Origin of the sequence: Butyrivibrio sp. WCE2006 (genome assembly GCF_000701985.1) — a bacterium.
In the GTDB taxonomy this organism is placed as follows: domain Bacteria; phylum Bacillota; class Clostridia; order Lachnospirales; family Lachnospiraceae; genus Butyrivibrio.
This window is the reverse complement of sequence record NZ_JNKH01000012.1, coordinates 18,998-36,371: the sequence shown is the minus strand read 5'-3', so window position 1 is coordinate 36,371 and position 17,374 is coordinate 18,998. Positions and strand designations below refer to the sequence as shown.

At 38.4% G+C, this 17,374-nt stretch carries 13 protein-coding genes; 4 read left to right on the top strand and 9 right to left on the bottom strand.

Going from position 1 to position 17,374, the window contains the following annotated elements; translation table 11 throughout:
- Window positions 1–464 precede the first annotated feature (464 nt).
- Both T501_RS09765 and aroA read left to right on the top strand, forming a co-directional pair.
- Entirely contained in the window at window positions 465–1,565 is a 1,101-nt protein-coding gene (locus T501_RS09765) for a prephenate dehydrogenase (RefSeq protein WP_081843109.1), read from the top strand.
- Between the two features lie 48 nt (window positions 1,566–1,613).
- Window positions 1,614–2,945: a 3-phosphoshikimate 1-carboxyvinyltransferase gene (gene aroA, locus T501_RS09760; protein ID WP_044914578.1), complete on the top strand. Its 1,332-nt coding sequence runs from the start codon at window positions 1,614–1,616 to the stop codon at window positions 2,943–2,945.
- Between the two features lie 114 nt (window positions 2,946–3,059).
- Here aroA and T501_RS09755 read toward each other — a convergent pair whose 3' ends face one another.
- The 5 genes from T501_RS09755 to pheS all read right to left on the bottom strand — a co-directional run bounded on the left by T501_RS09755 (window position 3,060) and on the right by pheS (window position 9,697).
- Window positions 3,060–3,404 (bottom strand): PilZ domain-containing protein, encoded by a 345-nt coding sequence (locus T501_RS09755; RefSeq protein WP_026510322.1) that lies wholly within the window; start codon window positions 3,402–3,404, stop codon window positions 3,060–3,062.
- A 39-nt stretch (window positions 3,405–3,443) separates the two neighbouring features.
- Entirely contained in the window at window positions 3,444–4,523 is a 1,080-nt protein-coding gene (gene queA, locus T501_RS09750) for a tRNA preQ1(34) S-adenosylmethionine ribosyltransferase-isomerase QueA (protein ID WP_242832983.1), read from the bottom strand.
- A 146-nt stretch (window positions 4,524–4,669) separates the two neighbouring features.
- Window positions 4,670–6,166, bottom strand: coding sequence for an aminopeptidase (locus tag T501_RS09745; protein ID WP_044914577.1), 1,497 nt, complete (start codon window positions 6,164–6,166; stop codon window positions 4,670–4,672).
- A gap of 45 nt (window positions 6,167–6,211) precedes the next feature.
- On the bottom strand, window positions 6,212–8,632 hold the full coding sequence (gene pheT, locus T501_RS09740; RefSeq protein WP_044914575.1) for a phenylalanine--tRNA ligase subunit beta: 2,421 nt from the start codon (window positions 8,630–8,632) through the stop codon (window positions 6,212–6,214).
- A 45-nt stretch (window positions 8,633–8,677) separates the two neighbouring features.
- Window positions 8,678–9,697 carry a phenylalanine--tRNA ligase subunit alpha gene (gene pheS, locus T501_RS09735; protein WP_026510318.1) on the bottom strand — a complete coding sequence of 340 codons (1,020 nt, stop codon included), beginning with the start codon at window positions 9,695–9,697 and terminating at the stop codon, window positions 8,678–8,680.
- A gap of 528 nt (window positions 9,698–10,225) precedes the next feature.
- On the opposite strand from pheS, the gene T501_RS09730 reads away from it, so the two are divergent.
- Complete coding sequence (locus T501_RS09730) at window positions 10,226–11,590, top strand: MATE family efflux transporter (RefSeq protein ID WP_044914574.1); 1,365 nt, start codon at window positions 10,226–10,228, stop codon at window positions 11,588–11,590.
- 155 nt (window positions 11,591–11,745) lie between these two features.
- Here the strand turns inward: T501_RS09730 and T501_RS20190 are convergent, their stop codons facing one another.
- Window positions 11,746–12,975 carry an alpha/beta hydrolase gene (locus tag T501_RS20190; RefSeq protein WP_050008243.1) on the bottom strand — a complete coding sequence of 410 codons (1,230 nt, stop codon included), beginning with the start codon at window positions 12,973–12,975 and terminating at the stop codon, window positions 11,746–11,748.
- 125 nt (window positions 12,976–13,100) lie between these two features.
- Here T501_RS20190 and T501_RS22875 point away from each other — a divergent pair, with 125 nt between their 5' ends.
- Window positions 13,101–13,316 carry a hypothetical protein gene (locus tag T501_RS22875; RefSeq protein ID WP_442856363.1) on the top strand — a complete coding sequence of 72 codons (216 nt, stop codon included), beginning with the start codon at window positions 13,101–13,103 and terminating at the stop codon, window positions 13,314–13,316.
- A 278-nt stretch (window positions 13,317–13,594) separates the two neighbouring features.
- Here the strand turns inward: T501_RS22875 and T501_RS09715 are convergent, their stop codons facing one another.
- The 3 genes from T501_RS09715 to T501_RS09705 all read right to left on the bottom strand — a co-directional run bounded on the left by T501_RS09715 (window position 13,595) and on the right by T501_RS09705 (window position 17,355).
- Window positions 13,595–15,079 carry an oligosaccharide flippase family protein gene (locus T501_RS09715; RefSeq protein WP_044914573.1) on the bottom strand — a complete coding sequence of 495 codons (1,485 nt, stop codon included), beginning with the start codon at window positions 15,077–15,079 and terminating at the stop codon, window positions 13,595–13,597.
- 66 nt (window positions 15,080–15,145) lie between these two features.
- Window positions 15,146–16,237, bottom strand: a complete 1,092-nt coding sequence (locus T501_RS09710) for a polysaccharide pyruvyl transferase family protein (RefSeq protein ID WP_044914571.1) — start codon at window positions 16,235–16,237, stop codon at window positions 15,146–15,148.
- The gene (locus T501_RS09705) at window positions 16,222–17,355 is read right to left on the bottom strand and encodes a Coenzyme F420 hydrogenase/dehydrogenase, beta subunit C-terminal domain (protein ID WP_050008242.1); all 1,134 of its coding nucleotides are present in this window, start codon (window positions 17,353–17,355) and stop codon (window positions 16,222–16,224) included. Before T501_RS09705 ends, T501_RS09710 begins: the two co-directional genes overlap by 16 nt.
- Window positions 17,356–17,374 lie beyond the last annotated feature (19 nt).

Below are 17,374 nucleotides of genomic sequence, written 5' to 3'. Positions count from 1 at the left end.
CCTCCAAGTCTTAAATTATGTTGGGAAATTTAACTAGAAAAATTAAGATTCCCCCCAAACCCTATGCATACATTTTACTAAAATTGTGCATACAATACAAGTAATTCAATCAAATTTGCACAATAGGATAAAAAACTGTTACTGTTCACACCTTACGGTGCTCACAGCAACTGGATTTGCCCATTCCAGTTGCCTTCGGCAAAGGGGCAAATCCTATATTCAAGACGTAGAACATTCTCACGCTCAGCGCAGCAAGTGCGCAGAGCTGTCTGAACAGTAACTGCAAATTCTCATATAATTAGGCAAATTCATTGATTTTCGCACTTTAACGTGATATAGTTTAGTAGATTTTAAGCGTATTTTATAGGGAAACTATTTTCTTTTATCCCAATAATCAATCATTAACAGTGGGCAAAGATGGAAACAGCTCATAAAAACTATAGATTTTAAGGAGACCAATCCAAATGAATACTGATAATATCACTTGCGGCTTTGTAGGTTTGGGTCTTATCGGTGGTTCTATGGCCAGAGCTCTTAAGGCCAAGAATCCTAATATCCGCATTATTTCTTACACACCTCATATTGAGACTTCTCTCAAAGCAAAAGAGGACGGAATAGTTGATATAGCATGTGACAAGATAGATGAGAGATTCTCAGAATGTGACTACATTTTTCTGTGTGCACCGATAGAACGAAATAACGATAATTTAAAACTAATAAAGCCTTACCTTAATCGCAAGACCACTCTTACTGATATCGGTTCTGTTAAGACCAGTATCCATGAGCATGTGAAGGAGCTTGGGTTAGAGGACCAGTTTATCGGTGGCCATCCAATGGCAGGTACTGAGAGAATCGGATACATCAATTCCAAGGCATCTATACTGGAGAATGCATTTTACATCCTCACCAGAACCGAGAAGACTTCTGATGAGAGACTTGCCAATTACAAAGAGCTTGTAGAGCTGATGGGTGCAACCCCACTTATAATTCCATATACGCAGCATGATTTTATTACAGCTGCAGTGAGCCACGTTCCGCATGTAATAAGTGGATGTCTTGTTAACCTGGTGCACGACAGCGACTCCGAAGATGGTCTTATGAAAATGATCGCAGCCGGTGGTTTCAAGGACATCACAAGAATATCTTCTTCTTCACCTGTGATGCTACAGCAGATCTGTCTTACAAACCACAAAAATATATCTACACTGCTTGATAAATACATTTCTTATCTTACAGAAATGAAGCAGGTAGTCGATGAGGTTGACGGAGATGCTCTTATGAATTTCTTCTCAAATGCAAGAGAATACAGAGATTCATTTAATGACCTGAGACGAGGACCTATCCAGAAGACTTATGTTATCAGAGTTGATATAGCTGATGAACCGGGTAATATTGCATCAGTTGCCACTCTCCTTTCCGTAAACGGAATCAATATCAAGAACATCGGCATCGTACACAATCGTGAATTTGAACATGGCACGTTAAGTATAGAATTTCATGATGACAAAGCCATGGAGAAGGCATTAAAATTATTAGAGACTCATGGATATCCGTCAATCGACTGATACCTTTAGGCTAAAATATACTACTTGATTAAAAAGAGGGAATTAACCATGATAAGCATTGAAAAAAGTTCAAAGCCATTGACCGGCAGTATTTTTGTTCCTGGGGATAAATCTATTTCGCATAGAAGTATCATGTTTGGGGCCATTTCAGAAGGAACAACTGAGATTACCGGTTTCTTGAAAAGCGGGGATTGTCTGTCAACAATCGAATGTTTTAAACAGCTCGGTATTCAGATTGAGCATTCACAAAGACCTATGAACGGAGTGCCGACCATAACAGTCCACGGTAAAGGACTTCATGGTCTTAATGCTCCGTCAAAAACAATTTATACCGGCAACAGCGGCACTACAACAAGGCTGCTTGCCGGAATTCTTGCTGCTCAGCCATTTGATTCCATGATCACAGGTGACAGTTCCATAGAAAAAAGACCTATGAACAGAATCATCAAGCCTCTTACCCAGATGGGTGCTGACATATCTTCTCTTAAAGGGAATGAATGCGCTCCTCTCATTATTAAGGGTGGAAAAAGGCTTCTTGGTATCACTTACCACAGCCCTGTTGCTTCAGCTCAGGTTAAATCATGTATTGTGCTGGCAGGACTCTATTCTGAAAGTGATACAGTTGTTTACGAGCCTGCTCTTAGCAGAAATCACACTGAGATCATGCTCAGAGCTTTCGGTGCTGATATTCACAATGAAGTTGATGTCAAGGGAAGCTCCGCAACTATTCTTCACCCGGGATCACCTCTCCACGGTATTAAGGTTAATGTACCCGGTGACATATCTTCAGCCGCATACTTTATAGCTGCTGCTCTTCTTGTTCCGGGTTCTGACATTGTGATACATAACGTCGGGATCAACAAGACCAGATCAGGAATCCTCAGTATTCTTACTCAGATGGGCGCAGATATTCAGCTTGAGAATTACGATGAGTCCATCGAGCCAAGAGCAGATCTTCATGTTCGTTATTCAGATCTTCATGGCAATGAGAATGGAAGATTCGAAGTATCAGGAAAGCTTATCCCTACCATGATCGATGAGCTTCCTATCTTTGCTGTAGTAGCTGCAACCGCTAACTGCACTACTATCATTAAGGATGCTGCCGAGCTTAAAGTAAAGGAATCAAACCGAATTGATAGTGTTTGCAAGAATCTTAAAGCTATGGGTGCTGATATTGAACCCACAGATGATGGAATGATCATACATGGCGGAAAGCCGCTTTATGGCGCTGACATTGATTCGGAAGGTGATCACAGAATAGCCATGACCTTCGCTATTGCTGCACTGGCTGCAGAAGGCGCAACAAGAATTATAGATGATAAGTGTGTGGGAATTTCATATCCTGAATTTTTCAAAGATTTGAGAAGTCTTATAAAATAATTCCAGGAGTCTTAATAAATTATTCCAGGCATTAAGCTTGTCTATCATTTTTGCATTAGGAAACTCGACTAGCTAATATTACAAAAGCCTTCCCGTTACCGGGAAGGCTTTAAATTACATCTCTTCTAACGTCTCCTGAACTGTCTCATAAACAGAAATCCTCTGTCTGTCATATTCAGGCATACCTATGAAAATCGCGCCATATTCATAACTGTCTTCCAGCGCAGTACCTCTGACAATTTTGATGAAGACATGAAGAACCTCTTTGGTCCAAAGAGTAAGGTTACATTCATAGTTATCACCCATGGTCAGCTGTAAATCTGACTGGAATCCCATTCCTGCTCTGGATGCATTAATAACAGAAATGGCTACAGCCTCAGGCTCACAGTCACTTCCAATGGGATTCATTATAAGTTCGCCATCAAGATCAAGTCTTCTATACTTTCTTCTTTCTTCCATAATATCCCCCTCGAATACTATTGTAACTGTAATTATAGCCTAAATTTCGTCATCAGTAAAGAAACAAGCATCTCCAAAACTGAAAAACCTATATCGTAATTTAATAGCCTCGTTATAGGCGTTAAGCACGTTTTCTCTGCCAGCAAGGGCTGAAACAAGCATCACAAGAGTCGATTCCGGCAGGTGGAAATTTGTTATAAGACAATCTGTCACCTTAAATTTATAGCCGGGATATATGAAAATTGAAGTATTATCTGCGCATGCCTCTATATTACCATTTTCATCTGCAGCACTCTCAATAGTTCTGCAACTTGTAGTTCCAACGCAGATAACTCTATGTCCGCTTTTCTTTGCTTTATTGATTTTCTCAGCAGCTTCGGCAGTAACCTGATACCACTCAGTGTGCATGTGATGTTCAAGAACATTTGTGACCTTTACAGGTCTGAAGGTACCAAGTCCAACATGTAGAGTTACATAGGCGAGGTCTACACCTTTGTCCTTTATTTTATCAAGAAGCTCTGTAGTAAAATGAAGCCCTGCTGTAGGTGCAGCTGCTGATCCTTCATATTTCGCATAAACTGTCTGATACATATTTTTATCCTGAAGCTTATGTGTAATATAAGGCGGAAGCGGCATCTCACCAAGCTTATCCAGAACTTCCTCAAAAATTCCTTCATAGTAGAACTGAACAAGTCTGTTACCTTCTTCAACTATATCAAGAATTTTCGCAGTAAGGCTTCCATCACCGAAAGTAACTTCAGCACCGGGGCGAAGCTTTTTACCCGGTCTTACAAGAGTCTCCCATATATCATTTTCTCTTCTTTTAAGAAGAAGAATTTCAACTGCAGCTCCGGTATCTTTTTTTGTACCAAGAAGTCTTGCAGGAATTACCTTCGTGTCATTTAGAACAAGGCAGTCTCCCGGCTGCAGGTAATCTATAATTTCATGGAAAATCTTATGCTGAATCTTCCCCGTGTTTTTGTTCATAACAAGAAGCTTGGCATCATCTCTTGCAGGAAGAGGATCCTGGGCTATAAGCTCCTCGGGAAGATCAAAATAATAATCACTGGTGCGAAGTCCGAGATTGGGATCATTCACATCTGTATTTGTATTGCTCAATTTAAACTCCTCAACTAATAACGACTGTTTATATCTAATGCTGCAGCAATATATCGATATCCTAGATTCCAAAAATCTAAAACAATAATTATCTACAACAGCAACAATCATCCGGCAGATGGATATTCTGCCGGATGAAAACAAAATTACATATTTGTAAGACTTGCCTTTTCAAGGAATGTCTTATAGCTTCTCAGTGCTTCATAGATATCAGCCTTGGAAGTTGCCTCCCACGGAGCATGCATGTTAAGAACAGCAACACCACTATCAATTACATTCATGCCATAAAGAGCAAGAATGTATGCGATTGTTCCACCGCCACCTACATCTACCTTACCAAGCTCAGCAGTCTGGAATGTTATATCATCCTCTTCGAAGATGCTTCTGATATGTGCAATGTACTCAGCGTTAGCATCATTAGAACCGGACTTACCACGGCTTCCTGTAAACTTATTGATAACAGGGCCAAGTCCAAGATAAGCTGCGTTCTTCTTCTCAAACTGGCCTGCATACATAGGATCGAATGCAGCACTTACGTCAGAAGAAAGCATGCATGAGTTTGCAAGACATCTTCTAAGCTTAATTTCGTTGTAATCACCGCAGAGGTTCATGAGTTCTGCTACTGCATTCTCAAAGAATCTGCTCTGCATACCTGTAGCACCAACACTACCGATTTCTTCTTTATCTACAAGGATGCAGCAGCCTGTTCTTGTCAGATTCTTAACTTCAAGAAGTGCCTTCATGGAAGGATATGCGCATACTCTGTCATCCTGGCCATAACCAAGGATCATTGAACGGTCAAAGCCTGCATCTCTTGCTTTTCCTGCAGGTACAATCTCAAGCTCTGCTGAAAGGAAATCCTCCTCCTCAATACCATAGAGATCGTTAAGAATACCAAGAATTCCTCTCTTAACAGCTCCGCTTATCTTGCCGTTTTCTTCTTTTTCTGCCTTCTCATAATCTACAGCATACTGCTGGCCTTCTGTGAGCTTGGAGCTCTTCTTCTCGTCCTTTTTCTTCTCATCGCTCTCAATTACAAAAGGTCTGCTACCAACGATAAGATCAAGAGCTTCACCCTCAACTACCTGTGAAGCCTTCTTGCTCATAAGGTCACCTGAAAGGTGAATAAGAAGATCACTGATGAAGAATACCGGATCATCCTCATCCTCACCAACATTGAGCTGAACTGTAGTGCCATCCTTCTTAACAACAACACCGTGAATTGAAAGCGGAATTGCTACATAAAGATATTTCTTGATTCCGCCATAGTAATGTGTATCGAGGTATGCGATGCTTGTATCCTCATAAAGGGGATTCTGCTTAACATCCATTCTGGGAGAATCGATATGTGCTCCAAGGATGTTCATACCATTTTCAAGAGGCTCAGAACCAATCTGGAACATAGCGATGGACTTGTTCATCCATACGCTATAAACCTTATCACCTTTTTTTAGCTTGGTGTTTGAACCAATAAGTGTGTTGAGTTCGCGATAGCCTGCATCCTCGATCTCATTAACTATAGAATCGATAGCTTCGCGCTCTGTCTTTGAATTATCAAGGAAGTTCTTGTAAGAATCTGCAAAAGCTTCAACTTCCTTAAGCTGTTTTGCAGTGTATTTTGTCCATACGTTAGTACTTTTCATTTTGTCTCCTTTTCTTATACAGCTCAAAAAACATATGCTGAATAATTAACTTCTAAGAGAAATATTCATGCTTTCAAGGCCATTTAAAATCTTCTTCATTGCGCCGTTTACTTCGTCATCAGCAAGAGTCTTTTCCTTATCTCTGAATGCAAGTGAATAAGCCATAGACTTAAAGCCCTTCTCAATCTGAGAACCTTCATAGATGTCGAACAGTTCAAGCTTTTCAAGCTTCTTACCACCGCGCTGCCTGATCATCTTCTCAATCTCACCGGCTGTAACCTCTGTAGGAACAACCATACTGATATCTCGTGTTACTGCAGGGAACTTAGCGATTCCTGTGTATACACGGTTATAATTTGCATGAGGCACGATTGCAGGAAGATCAAGAACTGCAATGTAAGCTCTTGTTCCGATTCCATAATTATCGAGTACTTCAGGATGTACTTCACCAAGGTAACCTATAACTTCGCCCTTGAATGAAATCTGAGCCTGGCGTCCGGGATGAAGGAATACCTTACCTGCCTTTGCATCATATTCAAGATCGTTATCCATTCCAATCTGAGCAAGGAATTCTTCAACAGCACCCTTCATTGTGAAGAAGTCGCCTTCTCCATAGAAACCAAGTACGAACTGTGATCTCTCATCAGGAAGCTCAGTTAAAGGAAGCTCCTTTGCAAGATAAATGTTTGCTATCTCATAAAGCTTAACATCCTTATTTCTGCGCTTGTAGTTTGTAGCAAGGCTTGTAAGAATAACGTTAAGCGGAATAGTTCTCATAATTGAGAAATCTTCACCAAGAGGATTGGAAATCTTTATAGCTTTTCTCTCGTGAGCATCTTCAGGTAAAAGTAATTTATCAAATACCTTGGGGCTTTCAAAAGAGTAGCCATAAGCCTGTGAAAATCCGCAGAACTGAGCAACTTCTCTTGCTGTCTTCTCAACTGTCATCTTGAATGTAAGCTTACCTGTAGTAGGTGCATTCTTAGGAAGTGTCATAGGAATCTTATCATATCCATAGAATCTTGCTACTTCCTCAGCGATATCGCACATACCGATCAGATCCTGTCTGAAGCTTGGGATAATAATCTCGTTAGAAGCTTCATCATATGTAAGCTCTTCTCTTGCGAAAATATCAAGCATTGTCTGTGTATCAATATCTGTTCCGAGAAGTTTATTAATTCTGTCAGGCTCAAACTTAATTCTGTTAAGAGGCTTGATAGGTGACTTTTCTTCAACAATACCTGAAGTAACCTTACCACAGCCAAGTTCATTAATTAGCTGGCATGCACGGTTTATAGCGTCCTCTGCGTTGTTAGGATCAAGTCCTTTTTCAAAGAAGCCTGATGCATCTGTACGAAGTCCGATTCTCTTGGAGCTCTTACGGATGTTAGGTCCATTGAAGGTTGCTGCTTCAAAAAGAACAGTCTTAGCTGACTCTGTGATCATGGAGTTTTCACCGCCCATTATACCACCAATGGCAACTTCTTTTTCTCCATCACAGATCATGATAACTTCACTGTCAAGTGTTCTCTCCTGACCGTCAAGTGTCACGAACTTCTCGCCATCCTTAGCACGTTTAACAATAATCTTATTACCTGCGATTGTTGAAAGATCAAATGCGTGCATAGGCTGACCATACTCAAGCATTACATAGTTTGTGATATCAACTATGTTGTTTATAGGTCTTACACCATTAGCTGCAAGTCTTCTCTGCATCCACTCAGGTGAAGGCTCAACCTTAACATCTGTCACTACTCTTGCGCAATAACGGCTGCAAAGATCCTTATCCTTAATCTCAACAGAAATATAATCTGATGCCTTTTCAGAAGTCTCCTCTACTTTCACCTCAGGAGCCTTAAAAGGAAGCTTAAATGTAGCAGCTGCCTCTCTGGCAATACCAAGGATGCTGTAGCAGTCTACTCTGTTACTTGTTACTTCAAACTCGAAAACAGTGTCATGAAGACCAAGAATATCTACCGCATCAGCGCCAACCTCTGTATCTTCAGGAAGAATGTAAAGTCCATCCTCCGGTGCATCGGGATAAAAATCTTTGGATGAACCGAGCTCTTCGATTGAGCACATCATTCCCTGGCTGGGAATTCCGCGAAGCTTTCCGGCTTTGATTTTGATACCATCTTCAGGATTCGGGCTTCCGTCATGACCGCCTGCAACTCTTCCGCCATCAAGAACAACGGGAACCTTATCTCCTTCCTTCATATTCTTGGCACCAGTGACAATCTGTATCATCTCTGAACCGATGTTAACCTGGCAGATAACAAGCTTATCAGCGTCTGGATGGGGCTCAATCTTGTCAATCTGACCAACAACTATTTTATCAAGGTTTTTATCAAGGCGATGAAAACTTTCGCCCTTTGTTCCGGAAAGAGTGAGTGCATCAAGAAACTCCTGATCGCTTACATTTAAGTCCGGTACATATGCTTTTATCCAATTTAAATTAGCGTCCACTTTTATTCTCCTCTAAAAATGATAGTTTATATCCGATTTTATATATTAGAACTGCTCTAAGAATCTGATGTCGTTCTCATACAAAAGGCGCATGTCATCAATCTCATACTTAAGTACTGCAATACGCTCAAGACCAAGACCGAATGCAAAGCCTGTGTATTCATTAGGATCAATGCCACTCATCTCAAGTACATGAGGATGAACCATTCCGCAACCAAGGATCTCTATCCAACCCTCACCTTTACAGAAACGGCATCCCTTACCACCACACTTGAAGCAGCTGACATCCATTTCTGCTGAAGGCTCTGTGAACGGGAAATGATGAGGTCTGAATTTAACCTTAACATCCTCGCCAAAGATCTCTTTTGCAAACTCAGCAAGAGTTCCCTTAAGATCAGCAAATGTGATGTCCTTATCAATTACAAGACCTTCAATCTGATGGAAGCTGGGGCTGTGTGTAGCATCAACTTCGTCTGCTCTGAATACACGGCCGGGAGCTATCATTTTAATAGGAAGCTTGCCCTTCTCCATCTCATGAACCTGTGTAGATGAAGTCTGTGTACGAAGAAGTAAGTCTCCGCTGATATAAAATGTATCCTGCTCATCCTTTGCAGGGTGATCTGCAGGAATATTAAGTGCTTCAAAATTGTAATAGTCCTTCTCTACCTCAGGACCTTCTGCTACTTCATAACCCATTCCAATGAAGACATTCTCAACATCCTCAAGAGTAATGGTATTGGGATGACGATGTCCGACATTGTTCTTCTTTGCAGGAAGAGTTACATCAATTGTCTCACTTGCAAGCTTAGCCTCTCTTACGGCTGCCTCAAGACGCTTCTTCGTGTTCTCAAGACTCTTCTCAATCTCTTCACGAACCTCGTTCACCATCTGACCAACCTTAGGTCTGTCCTCAGGTGCCACATCCTTCATGCTCTTAAGGATACCTGTAAGCTCACCTTTTTTACCAAGAAAATTAACACGGATATCATTCAGCATATCAAGGCCTTCAGTATCGCCTATCTGCTTAAGTGCACTTTCCCTGATTTTGTCTAACTGCTCTTTTATCATTTCTACCTCCTAAAATGAAAAGTCCCCTACATCGCAAAGATGTAAGGGACGAATATAATCCGCGGTACCACCCTGATTCCTGCCAAAAATAGCAGACTCTCATTTCAAATCTTCAGTTGTAGCTCCAATGCGAAATTTCCGTACTGTCTTTACCTGACAGGCTCTCAGCCAGTGACCTGTCTCTCTGAAATAGGAAAACAGAACATCTTGGGGTATGCCCCACATCTTCAACGCTCTGCAAACTAGTTTAACGATGAGCATAAAAAAAGTCAAGGTGAATATGCCCTAAAACTTCTTATTTACAACCTATAAACTTTAGAAATTGGCTAAACATCAGACTTGGGAAACTCCTAAGATCATTTGCTTCGATTTGCTGCTATAAATCAATTTCTGAGGAAAATCAGCAGCCTATATGTTATCATTATGAATACAGCAAGTTTGCACTTAGCCAGCGAAAAAGCACTACGTGCTCCGCACAAATTAAATTGTGCAAAATAAACTTAGCTACAACAAGGGGTTACGAAGATGAAAGACAGAAAACAGAATTATCGATCTCAGATTTTGAAACTTACTATTCCTATAGTTTTTCAAAATCTTCTTAGCGTGGCAGTTAACTCTGCTGACGTTATCATGCTGAATTATGTGGGACAAAGCCACATATCTGCAGTTTCACTTGCCGCCCAGTATGCAAGCATCCTTTTTATGGTCTTTTACGGACTTGGCACCGGGGTTACAATGCTTTGCTCACAGTACTATGGTAAAGGCGACATGCGTGCTATAGATGTGGTGGAGGGAATTGCGCTTAGATTCTCATTACTTGCAGCAGTTTTATTCGCTTCAGCAGCAATGTTTTTCCCAACTCTTATGATGCGTGTATTTACACCGGATCCGGAACTTATAGCTATAGGTGCTACTTATTTAAGAAATATCAGTGTTGCGTATCTCTGCTGGGGCATAATTGAAATTTATCTTGCAACACTAAGAAGTATCGGAAGAGTCTCCATTTCTACCGTATTAAATACAATAGCATTTTCACTGAATATATTACTTAATGCAGTATTTATATTCGGTCTTTTCGGTGCGCCAAAGCTTGGTGCTGCCGGAGTTGCTCTTGCAACTTCTATCTCAAGAGTGATCGAGCTTATTTTATGCATAATCGTTTCAATAAGAAGCAAGGATGTCAAGCTTAAGCTCTCCTATATGTTTATCAGTAATGATCTGCTTCTCAAGGACTTCTTTAAAATGGCGCTTCCTGCAATGCTTAATGATATTTCATGGGGACTTGCTTTTTCAATGTACTCCGTGATTATCGGACAGTTCCTTGGAACAGATGTGGTAGCAGCTTATTCCTTCACTTCTCTTGCAAGGAATTTCGGAACAATCCTTTGCTTCGGTGTAGCTAGCGCAGGTGGAATCCTTCTTGGACAGATAATTGGTGAGAACAGGCTCGAAGATGCGGACAAAGCATCAAAGACATTGATGAAAATGACTGTACTTTTCGGTGCCATCGGAGGATTTATCATTTTCCTGTTAATTCCGATATTCCTTAATTTTGCAAATCTCACACCTGCAGGAAAAGATTATCTGAAGATAATGCTTTTGATCAATACCTATTATGTAATGGGTGCAGCAGTTAATACAACCCTCATAGCCGGAGTATTCCGTGCAGGGGGCGATAGCCAATTTGGCTTTATCTGTGACACAATCGATATGTGGTGCTATGCCGTACCGCTGGGCTTCATTGCAGCCGCTCTTCTAAAACTGCCTCCCATGTGGGTATACTTCCTGCTCTGCACCGACGAATTTGTAAAATGGCCATGGGTTATCAATCACTACAGAAGTCGGAAATGGCTAAAGAACATCACACGAGATAATCTGGATCTGAACTAAGTAGCCATAAAACTTTTGCATTCGTGCTGTGTATTTGGGTCTCTTCATAAAAAAAGGCAGCTGTAGATTCCTTATCTAACTGCCTTTTTTTATTATTCTTTTGCTTTTTTAGACTTTTACAAACATTTAGCCTTGTCAAAAATACATTGCAAATCTCATTTAAAAGCGATCTGCGCAAAATTATAGAATCCCTGATACCAGATATGGAAATCATGACCTCCATCCATCTCCTGCCACATAAAGTTCTCTCCTTCTGTGAACTTGTCGCTAAGTGCAGGAAGATTTTTAGCTGCTGCAGAGGAACTCTGGTATGCAATTCGATCCTGAAGACCACATATATTATAGAAGTAATAAATCGGATATTCGCAATCCTTTAGAATCTCTGCGGTTTTCGTAGCAGGATAGCTAGTAGGTGCTGCTGAAAAAGCTCCAAAATATCCAAACATATCATTGCACTCATCAAGTCCAATATTTATAGTCTGCATTCCACCCATGGAAAGTCCTGCTATTGCCCTGTGAGCACGGGCCGCAGACAGGTCATATCCATTCTCATCATACTCGCCATAAGTGCTATAGTGTGAATCCATGTATGGAATGAGATCGTTCCTCAATTCTTCGCCAAATTTATAGAAAGAATCGATTGCTTTTGTATTCTTATCTGTATCTGCTCCGGCTCTTCCATTTGGAGTTACAACAATAAATGGCTCGATATCACCATAATATGTAAGATTATCCATTATGGCCTTGACCCTGGAAGTACTCTTGGTAAGTCCCCACTCATCCTCATCACCGCCTATACCGTGCAAAAGGATCATCAGATTATACTTCTTTGAAGGATCATAGTTCGGAGGAAGATATACATTAGCTTCCTTCGTTATCTCGCTTCCATCTCCGGCATAATTGTGCCCTGTGTAGGAAATATGCTCTATTGTTCCTGCTTCATCTGTTCTGAGATTCGTATATTTAGGTAGAACATGTTCACCAATCTCTGCAGTAGGTACGCGCTCCTCGCTATCATTACCTTCTTCGCTCACTGTAGCTTCCTCTGAAACAGATGTCTCCTGAGCTATTGCCTCTTCATATGCACTATTGCTGCTTTCATCTGTATCTTCGGTTTTAGTATCTTCGGATTTAGCATTTTCTGCATCAGATGCAGCGCCACTCTCATCATCATTCTCTTCTACAGAAGTGTTAGTTTCTTCTGTAGTTGCTACAGCCTCTTCTGACGCAGTTCCACCATCTTCTGTGGTGTTTTCAACCTCTTCAACTATTTCTTCATTTGCAGTAGTGTTTTCTGCACCAGCCACCTTCTCAACATTTCCAGTTCCACAAGCTGTTAAAATTCCCATTGTCATAATTAGTCCCCATATAGTTTTCTTTCTCAAGTAATAACCTCCCAAACGAAATAATGTATATCATTCGCTGATTACAAATTATCATATATATTTACTAAGTCTCTACTTGAATATTGCGAGAATATTCTCAATTTGAAACCTTGATTTCAGGACTAATGAAAATTAAACCTGTTATTACGAATCATATATATACTACACATACTGTTTTTGAAGTAAATTTCAATTTGGATTACAACATAACTTTTGTAGTAGGTGATTCCGGAACAGGCAAGTCTGCAATATTTTCATTTATTGAAGAAATGTCTGCAGAAGACAAGAGAATTAAGTGCTTTAATTATTTAGATATAAAAAAGGATATAAAAATTCTATAAATCAATCTAAAGACAAATTATTTGTTATAGATAATGCAGATGTTTTATTGGATGACGCACTGCGAACGTATATCTCAAGGGATTGCAATAATCAGTATGTCATTATCGGAAGAAACCCTACTGGACTTATGCTTTCACAAGACAATATTTATGAGGTAAAGAGCGAAGAAATTGGCGAGAAAATTAGATTCTCTTTGGTCAAATAAAAGCTACTGAATAATTGCCTCCTACTGAAATCTTTACTTCGATTTCAGTAGGAGGCTTTGATTTGGAAATAATTAAGCGTTTTTACTAATAGATGAACCCGGAAGCTTAACAACTACCTGATTTATTACGTTTTGAATGATACTCAAATACATCTCTTTTTTAAACAAAATCCAATATCCAATACAAAACGCAAGAAATATCAAACTACCTACTACTATCTCCATCACCAAAGAAATTAAACTAAAGTCAAAACTATTATCAATATATTTGATTGAAAAATACATTAACAATGCAAATAAAACATATGGTACTGCATTCCTTATTACAGGAATAATCGAATACTCAGTTCTTATTGCAATACATTCAATAATAAGCACGATATATTGAGTCGCTAAAGTTGCAATTGCAGCACCATAAGCACCATAGGATGGAATCAATATAAAGTTAATCAGAAGATTTGCAAACACTCCAAAGACAGTTGCTCTTATATATATGCTTTCTTTTTTTAAAGGGACAAGATACTGATTATTGATAACATAAGTCAAGCCATATGCGGGAAGTGTAAAGCTCATAACCTGAATCAAGCTACTACAATCAATAAAATTCTTCCCCCAAAATACTACTGAAAATGAAGATGACACACCTGCAGTTCCAAATCCAAATGCTATAGTAAGTAAAAGAATAACCTCTAAGGACTTATCTAGCAATTCATTAAATTTATCAGATTTGCGATCACCTGCAAGTTTCGACATTCTAGGTACTAATACTACACTTAACGCAACTGCAAGATTCTTTGCTATTAGTGCTTTTTCCGCATTAGAATAAAAGCCAAGCTGTTCCATACTACACATATTTCCAAGCATCAACTTATCCATAGTGGCATATAAAAATGTGGCCAGAATAGGGATAAAAATCATGTACAATCCCTTTATATGCTTAAAAACATCTATCAAATTAACTTTAACGAGCTTTACTCTTCTTTTTGCAAGTGAAATATATACAAGTGCCCCTGCCATAGGTTCGGCTGCCATAATCAATGTATATAAAGGTAGATCTTCTTTTGTCTGTACGAAAGTAAAAATTAATATCACACCAATTGCTCTAATTATCATAGTTTTAACAGCAATGATATTGAATTCTTCAAGACCTGTAAAAACATAATTAATAAGAAGAACAGAAGCTCCTAAAAAATAAATAGTCTGAATAAGCATAAGTACAGTATATTTAGAAAATATAACTGAATATAATAAGAAAACAATCAAGACTATGCTGCCATGAATTAGCTGAAAACAAAAAAGCTCACTGAACTTTTTATTTAATAACGTCTTATTATCACGGGCTACAGCAATCTCTCTTGTACCATACTGAAACATACCTAATAAAGCAATTTGCAGGAAATAATATGTTACGGTATATACATATGAATAAATTCCAAGAGTCTCCGCTCCCATTCGCCTTGCTAAAATAGGTGATGTTACCAATGGCAATAACATGTTTGTTATTTCAATCCCAACCTGCCAAATAAAGTTCTTTTTTATACTTCTATTTTCACTCATAAACTTTCCTCAAAATAGTAATAATATCTTGTGCTTACATCAATCATTTCTCAAAAAGCTAATAATTTATCCTTCGACTGCATCTATCAACCAATCATGTGATTTATCAGACATTATCTTTTTTTGTTCTTCTACCTTTTCATAATCAATCTGTTTATTAATTAAGTCTTTTATAATTTCCATATTTTGGGCATTTATCGAAACAAAATAATCCTTAAGTCCGAGAGAATCCAGTAAATTACTAATTCTCAGCTTTATATTTCCATCACAGTCATATTTATCTGAAACAAATTGTTTATGGAATACTACTGAAAATGCGGTCCCATGAAATGAATCTGTTAAAACATATTCTGCATTATAAATCCAGGAAAGATACTCTTCAGGACTACTATGCAAAAAAAACTGCACACTTGATTTATTATCAATTAGTACTAAATCTTTCTCATTTGCTATGTTTCTTGCCACTTCAATAATGCCAGGCTTATTGCCCATAAGGTAACAGAAAATATACTTCTTCCTCATTATTCTTCTGCTTTTAACTTTCATAAACTCAGAAACATCCGCTAAAAGCACAGGATCACAACAAACACATGACTCAACACTACAATTTTCATTTATAAAACTATTTAAAGCAGTCTCTCTAACTGATACAGCGTTAAATTTTTTTACTAATGAATCAACTGATTTGATATCCTCATTAAAACAGTCACCTGCTGAAACTGAATATGCAACTTTCAATGCCTTGTCCGGTACAAAGTCCAAGAAATAAGTCGTATCATTATTTGTTAATGATAAATTCCAGACCTGATCACTGCCAGTCACAAAAATATCATAATTATCAGCTACTTTTTTTATTGAACTCTTTTTAATATCTCTTTCCCTGGACAAATCAATATTATCATCCATAAACTTTGAAAAAGCCTTTAATTTTCTTGCCCCATGATATTTTTGAAGTGCACTTTTAATAATTGCTTTTATACTCTTCTCTTCAATATGCCCTTTTGATTTTAATTCGTTATCAATCTTATCATTGACATAATCAATTACTTCAACTGAAAAGCCTTCTTTAGCCAACACTCTATTAAGTGCAAATGTCTGAAGTACAGCACCATAATTTACTGAATTATGAAAAGTCAGAATTCCTACTTTCTTTTGCATATAGCTTTTATTCCTCTTTTTATAATGTATTTATAATTCAACAAAAGATTATTCTCAGCATACTTCCTTATAATATATGAAAAATCTTTAGTCTCATAATCGCTCCAGAATTCATCAATATTCCTATGCGGAGTCGATGGTTCTGTCATATTCTTTTGAGCATAATTATTAATATCTACAAGTTTTAATTCAACACTATCTTTCATCTTTTGAAGAATTTCAGCACCTTTTTGCGTATTAATAAGCAGCAAAGAAACTCCTCTACTATCTAAAAAATCAGAATCTAATTTTTCTACTCCCCAAGCATCAGCTATTGTTATATCGCCGCACCTCTCTAATGTTGTATATTCGCATTTATAACAAGATTCCCGAAGTGCTAGATTTGACCCAAATATTCGAATAAAATGCTTTGTAGAATATTTACTTCTTCCATAAAAGCTGCTCAGACTATCCCCCCAACCTGTTGATAATTCATCTCTACATATTACCTGTTTAATATCACCTACATTACTTTTAGCTTCTTTAAGTATCTGTCTCCATATAAGTACAGATGGAACACCATGGCAGACTATATCAACTGTAACCAAATTATTTTCAGATACATTTCTATTCTTAAGATACTTTTTTAAGCCCCCAACCTGACATGGAGTTCCTACAAATAGAACTTTTCTTGTTTTCAATGCATTCTCAACGTCCCTATATGTATAATTCACTTTAGCCTGCATATATTTTAATCCATGCATTAAATCACGTTCAAATATATTTGACGCCATACCAAATTCTGCTTCATACTCATCGTCATATTTTACGCCGAATATTATTCCTTGTTCATTTAGTATAATATCTGATACAGCTGAAAAAGCTCCACCTGACTGTGATATCATGTGCTGAACATGATCTTTTATTTTTAACAAATATGTATTTTTGATTTCAGATTTATCAGGCTTTGTATTACATGTTTTCATGCAAAGCTTACAGTCAATACAAGCTTTATCATCTATAACTGGATAGAGAAAACCTTTTTCATTTTCTTGCATTGTAATAGCTGATTTAGGACATATTGACATGCATGCCGCACAGCCACTACAACTTGACGCACAAATCTCTTTTTCATTCATTAACTATACCTCATATGAT

Excerpts from the sequence above, each read along its gene's own strand:
- T501_RS09765 (WP_081843109.1), top strand. The coding sequence starts at position 465 with ATGAATACTGATAATATCACTTGCGGCTTTGTAGGTTTGGGTCTTATC.
- aroA (WP_044914578.1), top strand. The coding sequence starts at position 1,614 with ATGATAAGCATTGAAAAAAGTTCAAAGCCATTGACCGGCAGTATTTTT.
- T501_RS09755 (WP_026510322.1), bottom strand. The coding sequence starts at position 3,404 with ATGGAAGAAAGAAGAAAGTATAGAAGACTTGATCTTGATGGCGAACTT.
- T501_RS09745 (WP_044914577.1), bottom strand. The coding sequence starts at position 6,166 with ATGAAAAGTACTAACGTATGGACAAAATACACTGCAAAACAGCTTAAG.
- T501_RS09730 (WP_044914574.1), top strand. The coding sequence starts at position 10,226 with ATGAAAGACAGAAAACAGAATTATCGATCTCAGATTTTGAAACTTACT.
- T501_RS22875 (WP_442856363.1), top strand. The coding sequence starts at position 13,101 with ATGAAAATTAAACCTGTTATTACGAATCATATATATACTACACATACT.
- T501_RS09715 (WP_044914573.1), bottom strand. The coding sequence starts at position 15,079 with ATGAGTGAAAATAGAAGTATAAAAAAGAACTTTATTTGGCAGGTTGGG.
- T501_RS09710 (WP_044914571.1), bottom strand. The coding sequence starts at position 16,237 with ATGCAAAAGAAAGTAGGAATTCTGACTTTTCATAATTCAGTAAATTAT.
- T501_RS09705 (WP_050008242.1), bottom strand. The coding sequence starts at position 17,355 with ATGAATGAAAAAGAGATTTGTGCGTCAAGTTGTAGTGGCTGTGCGGCA.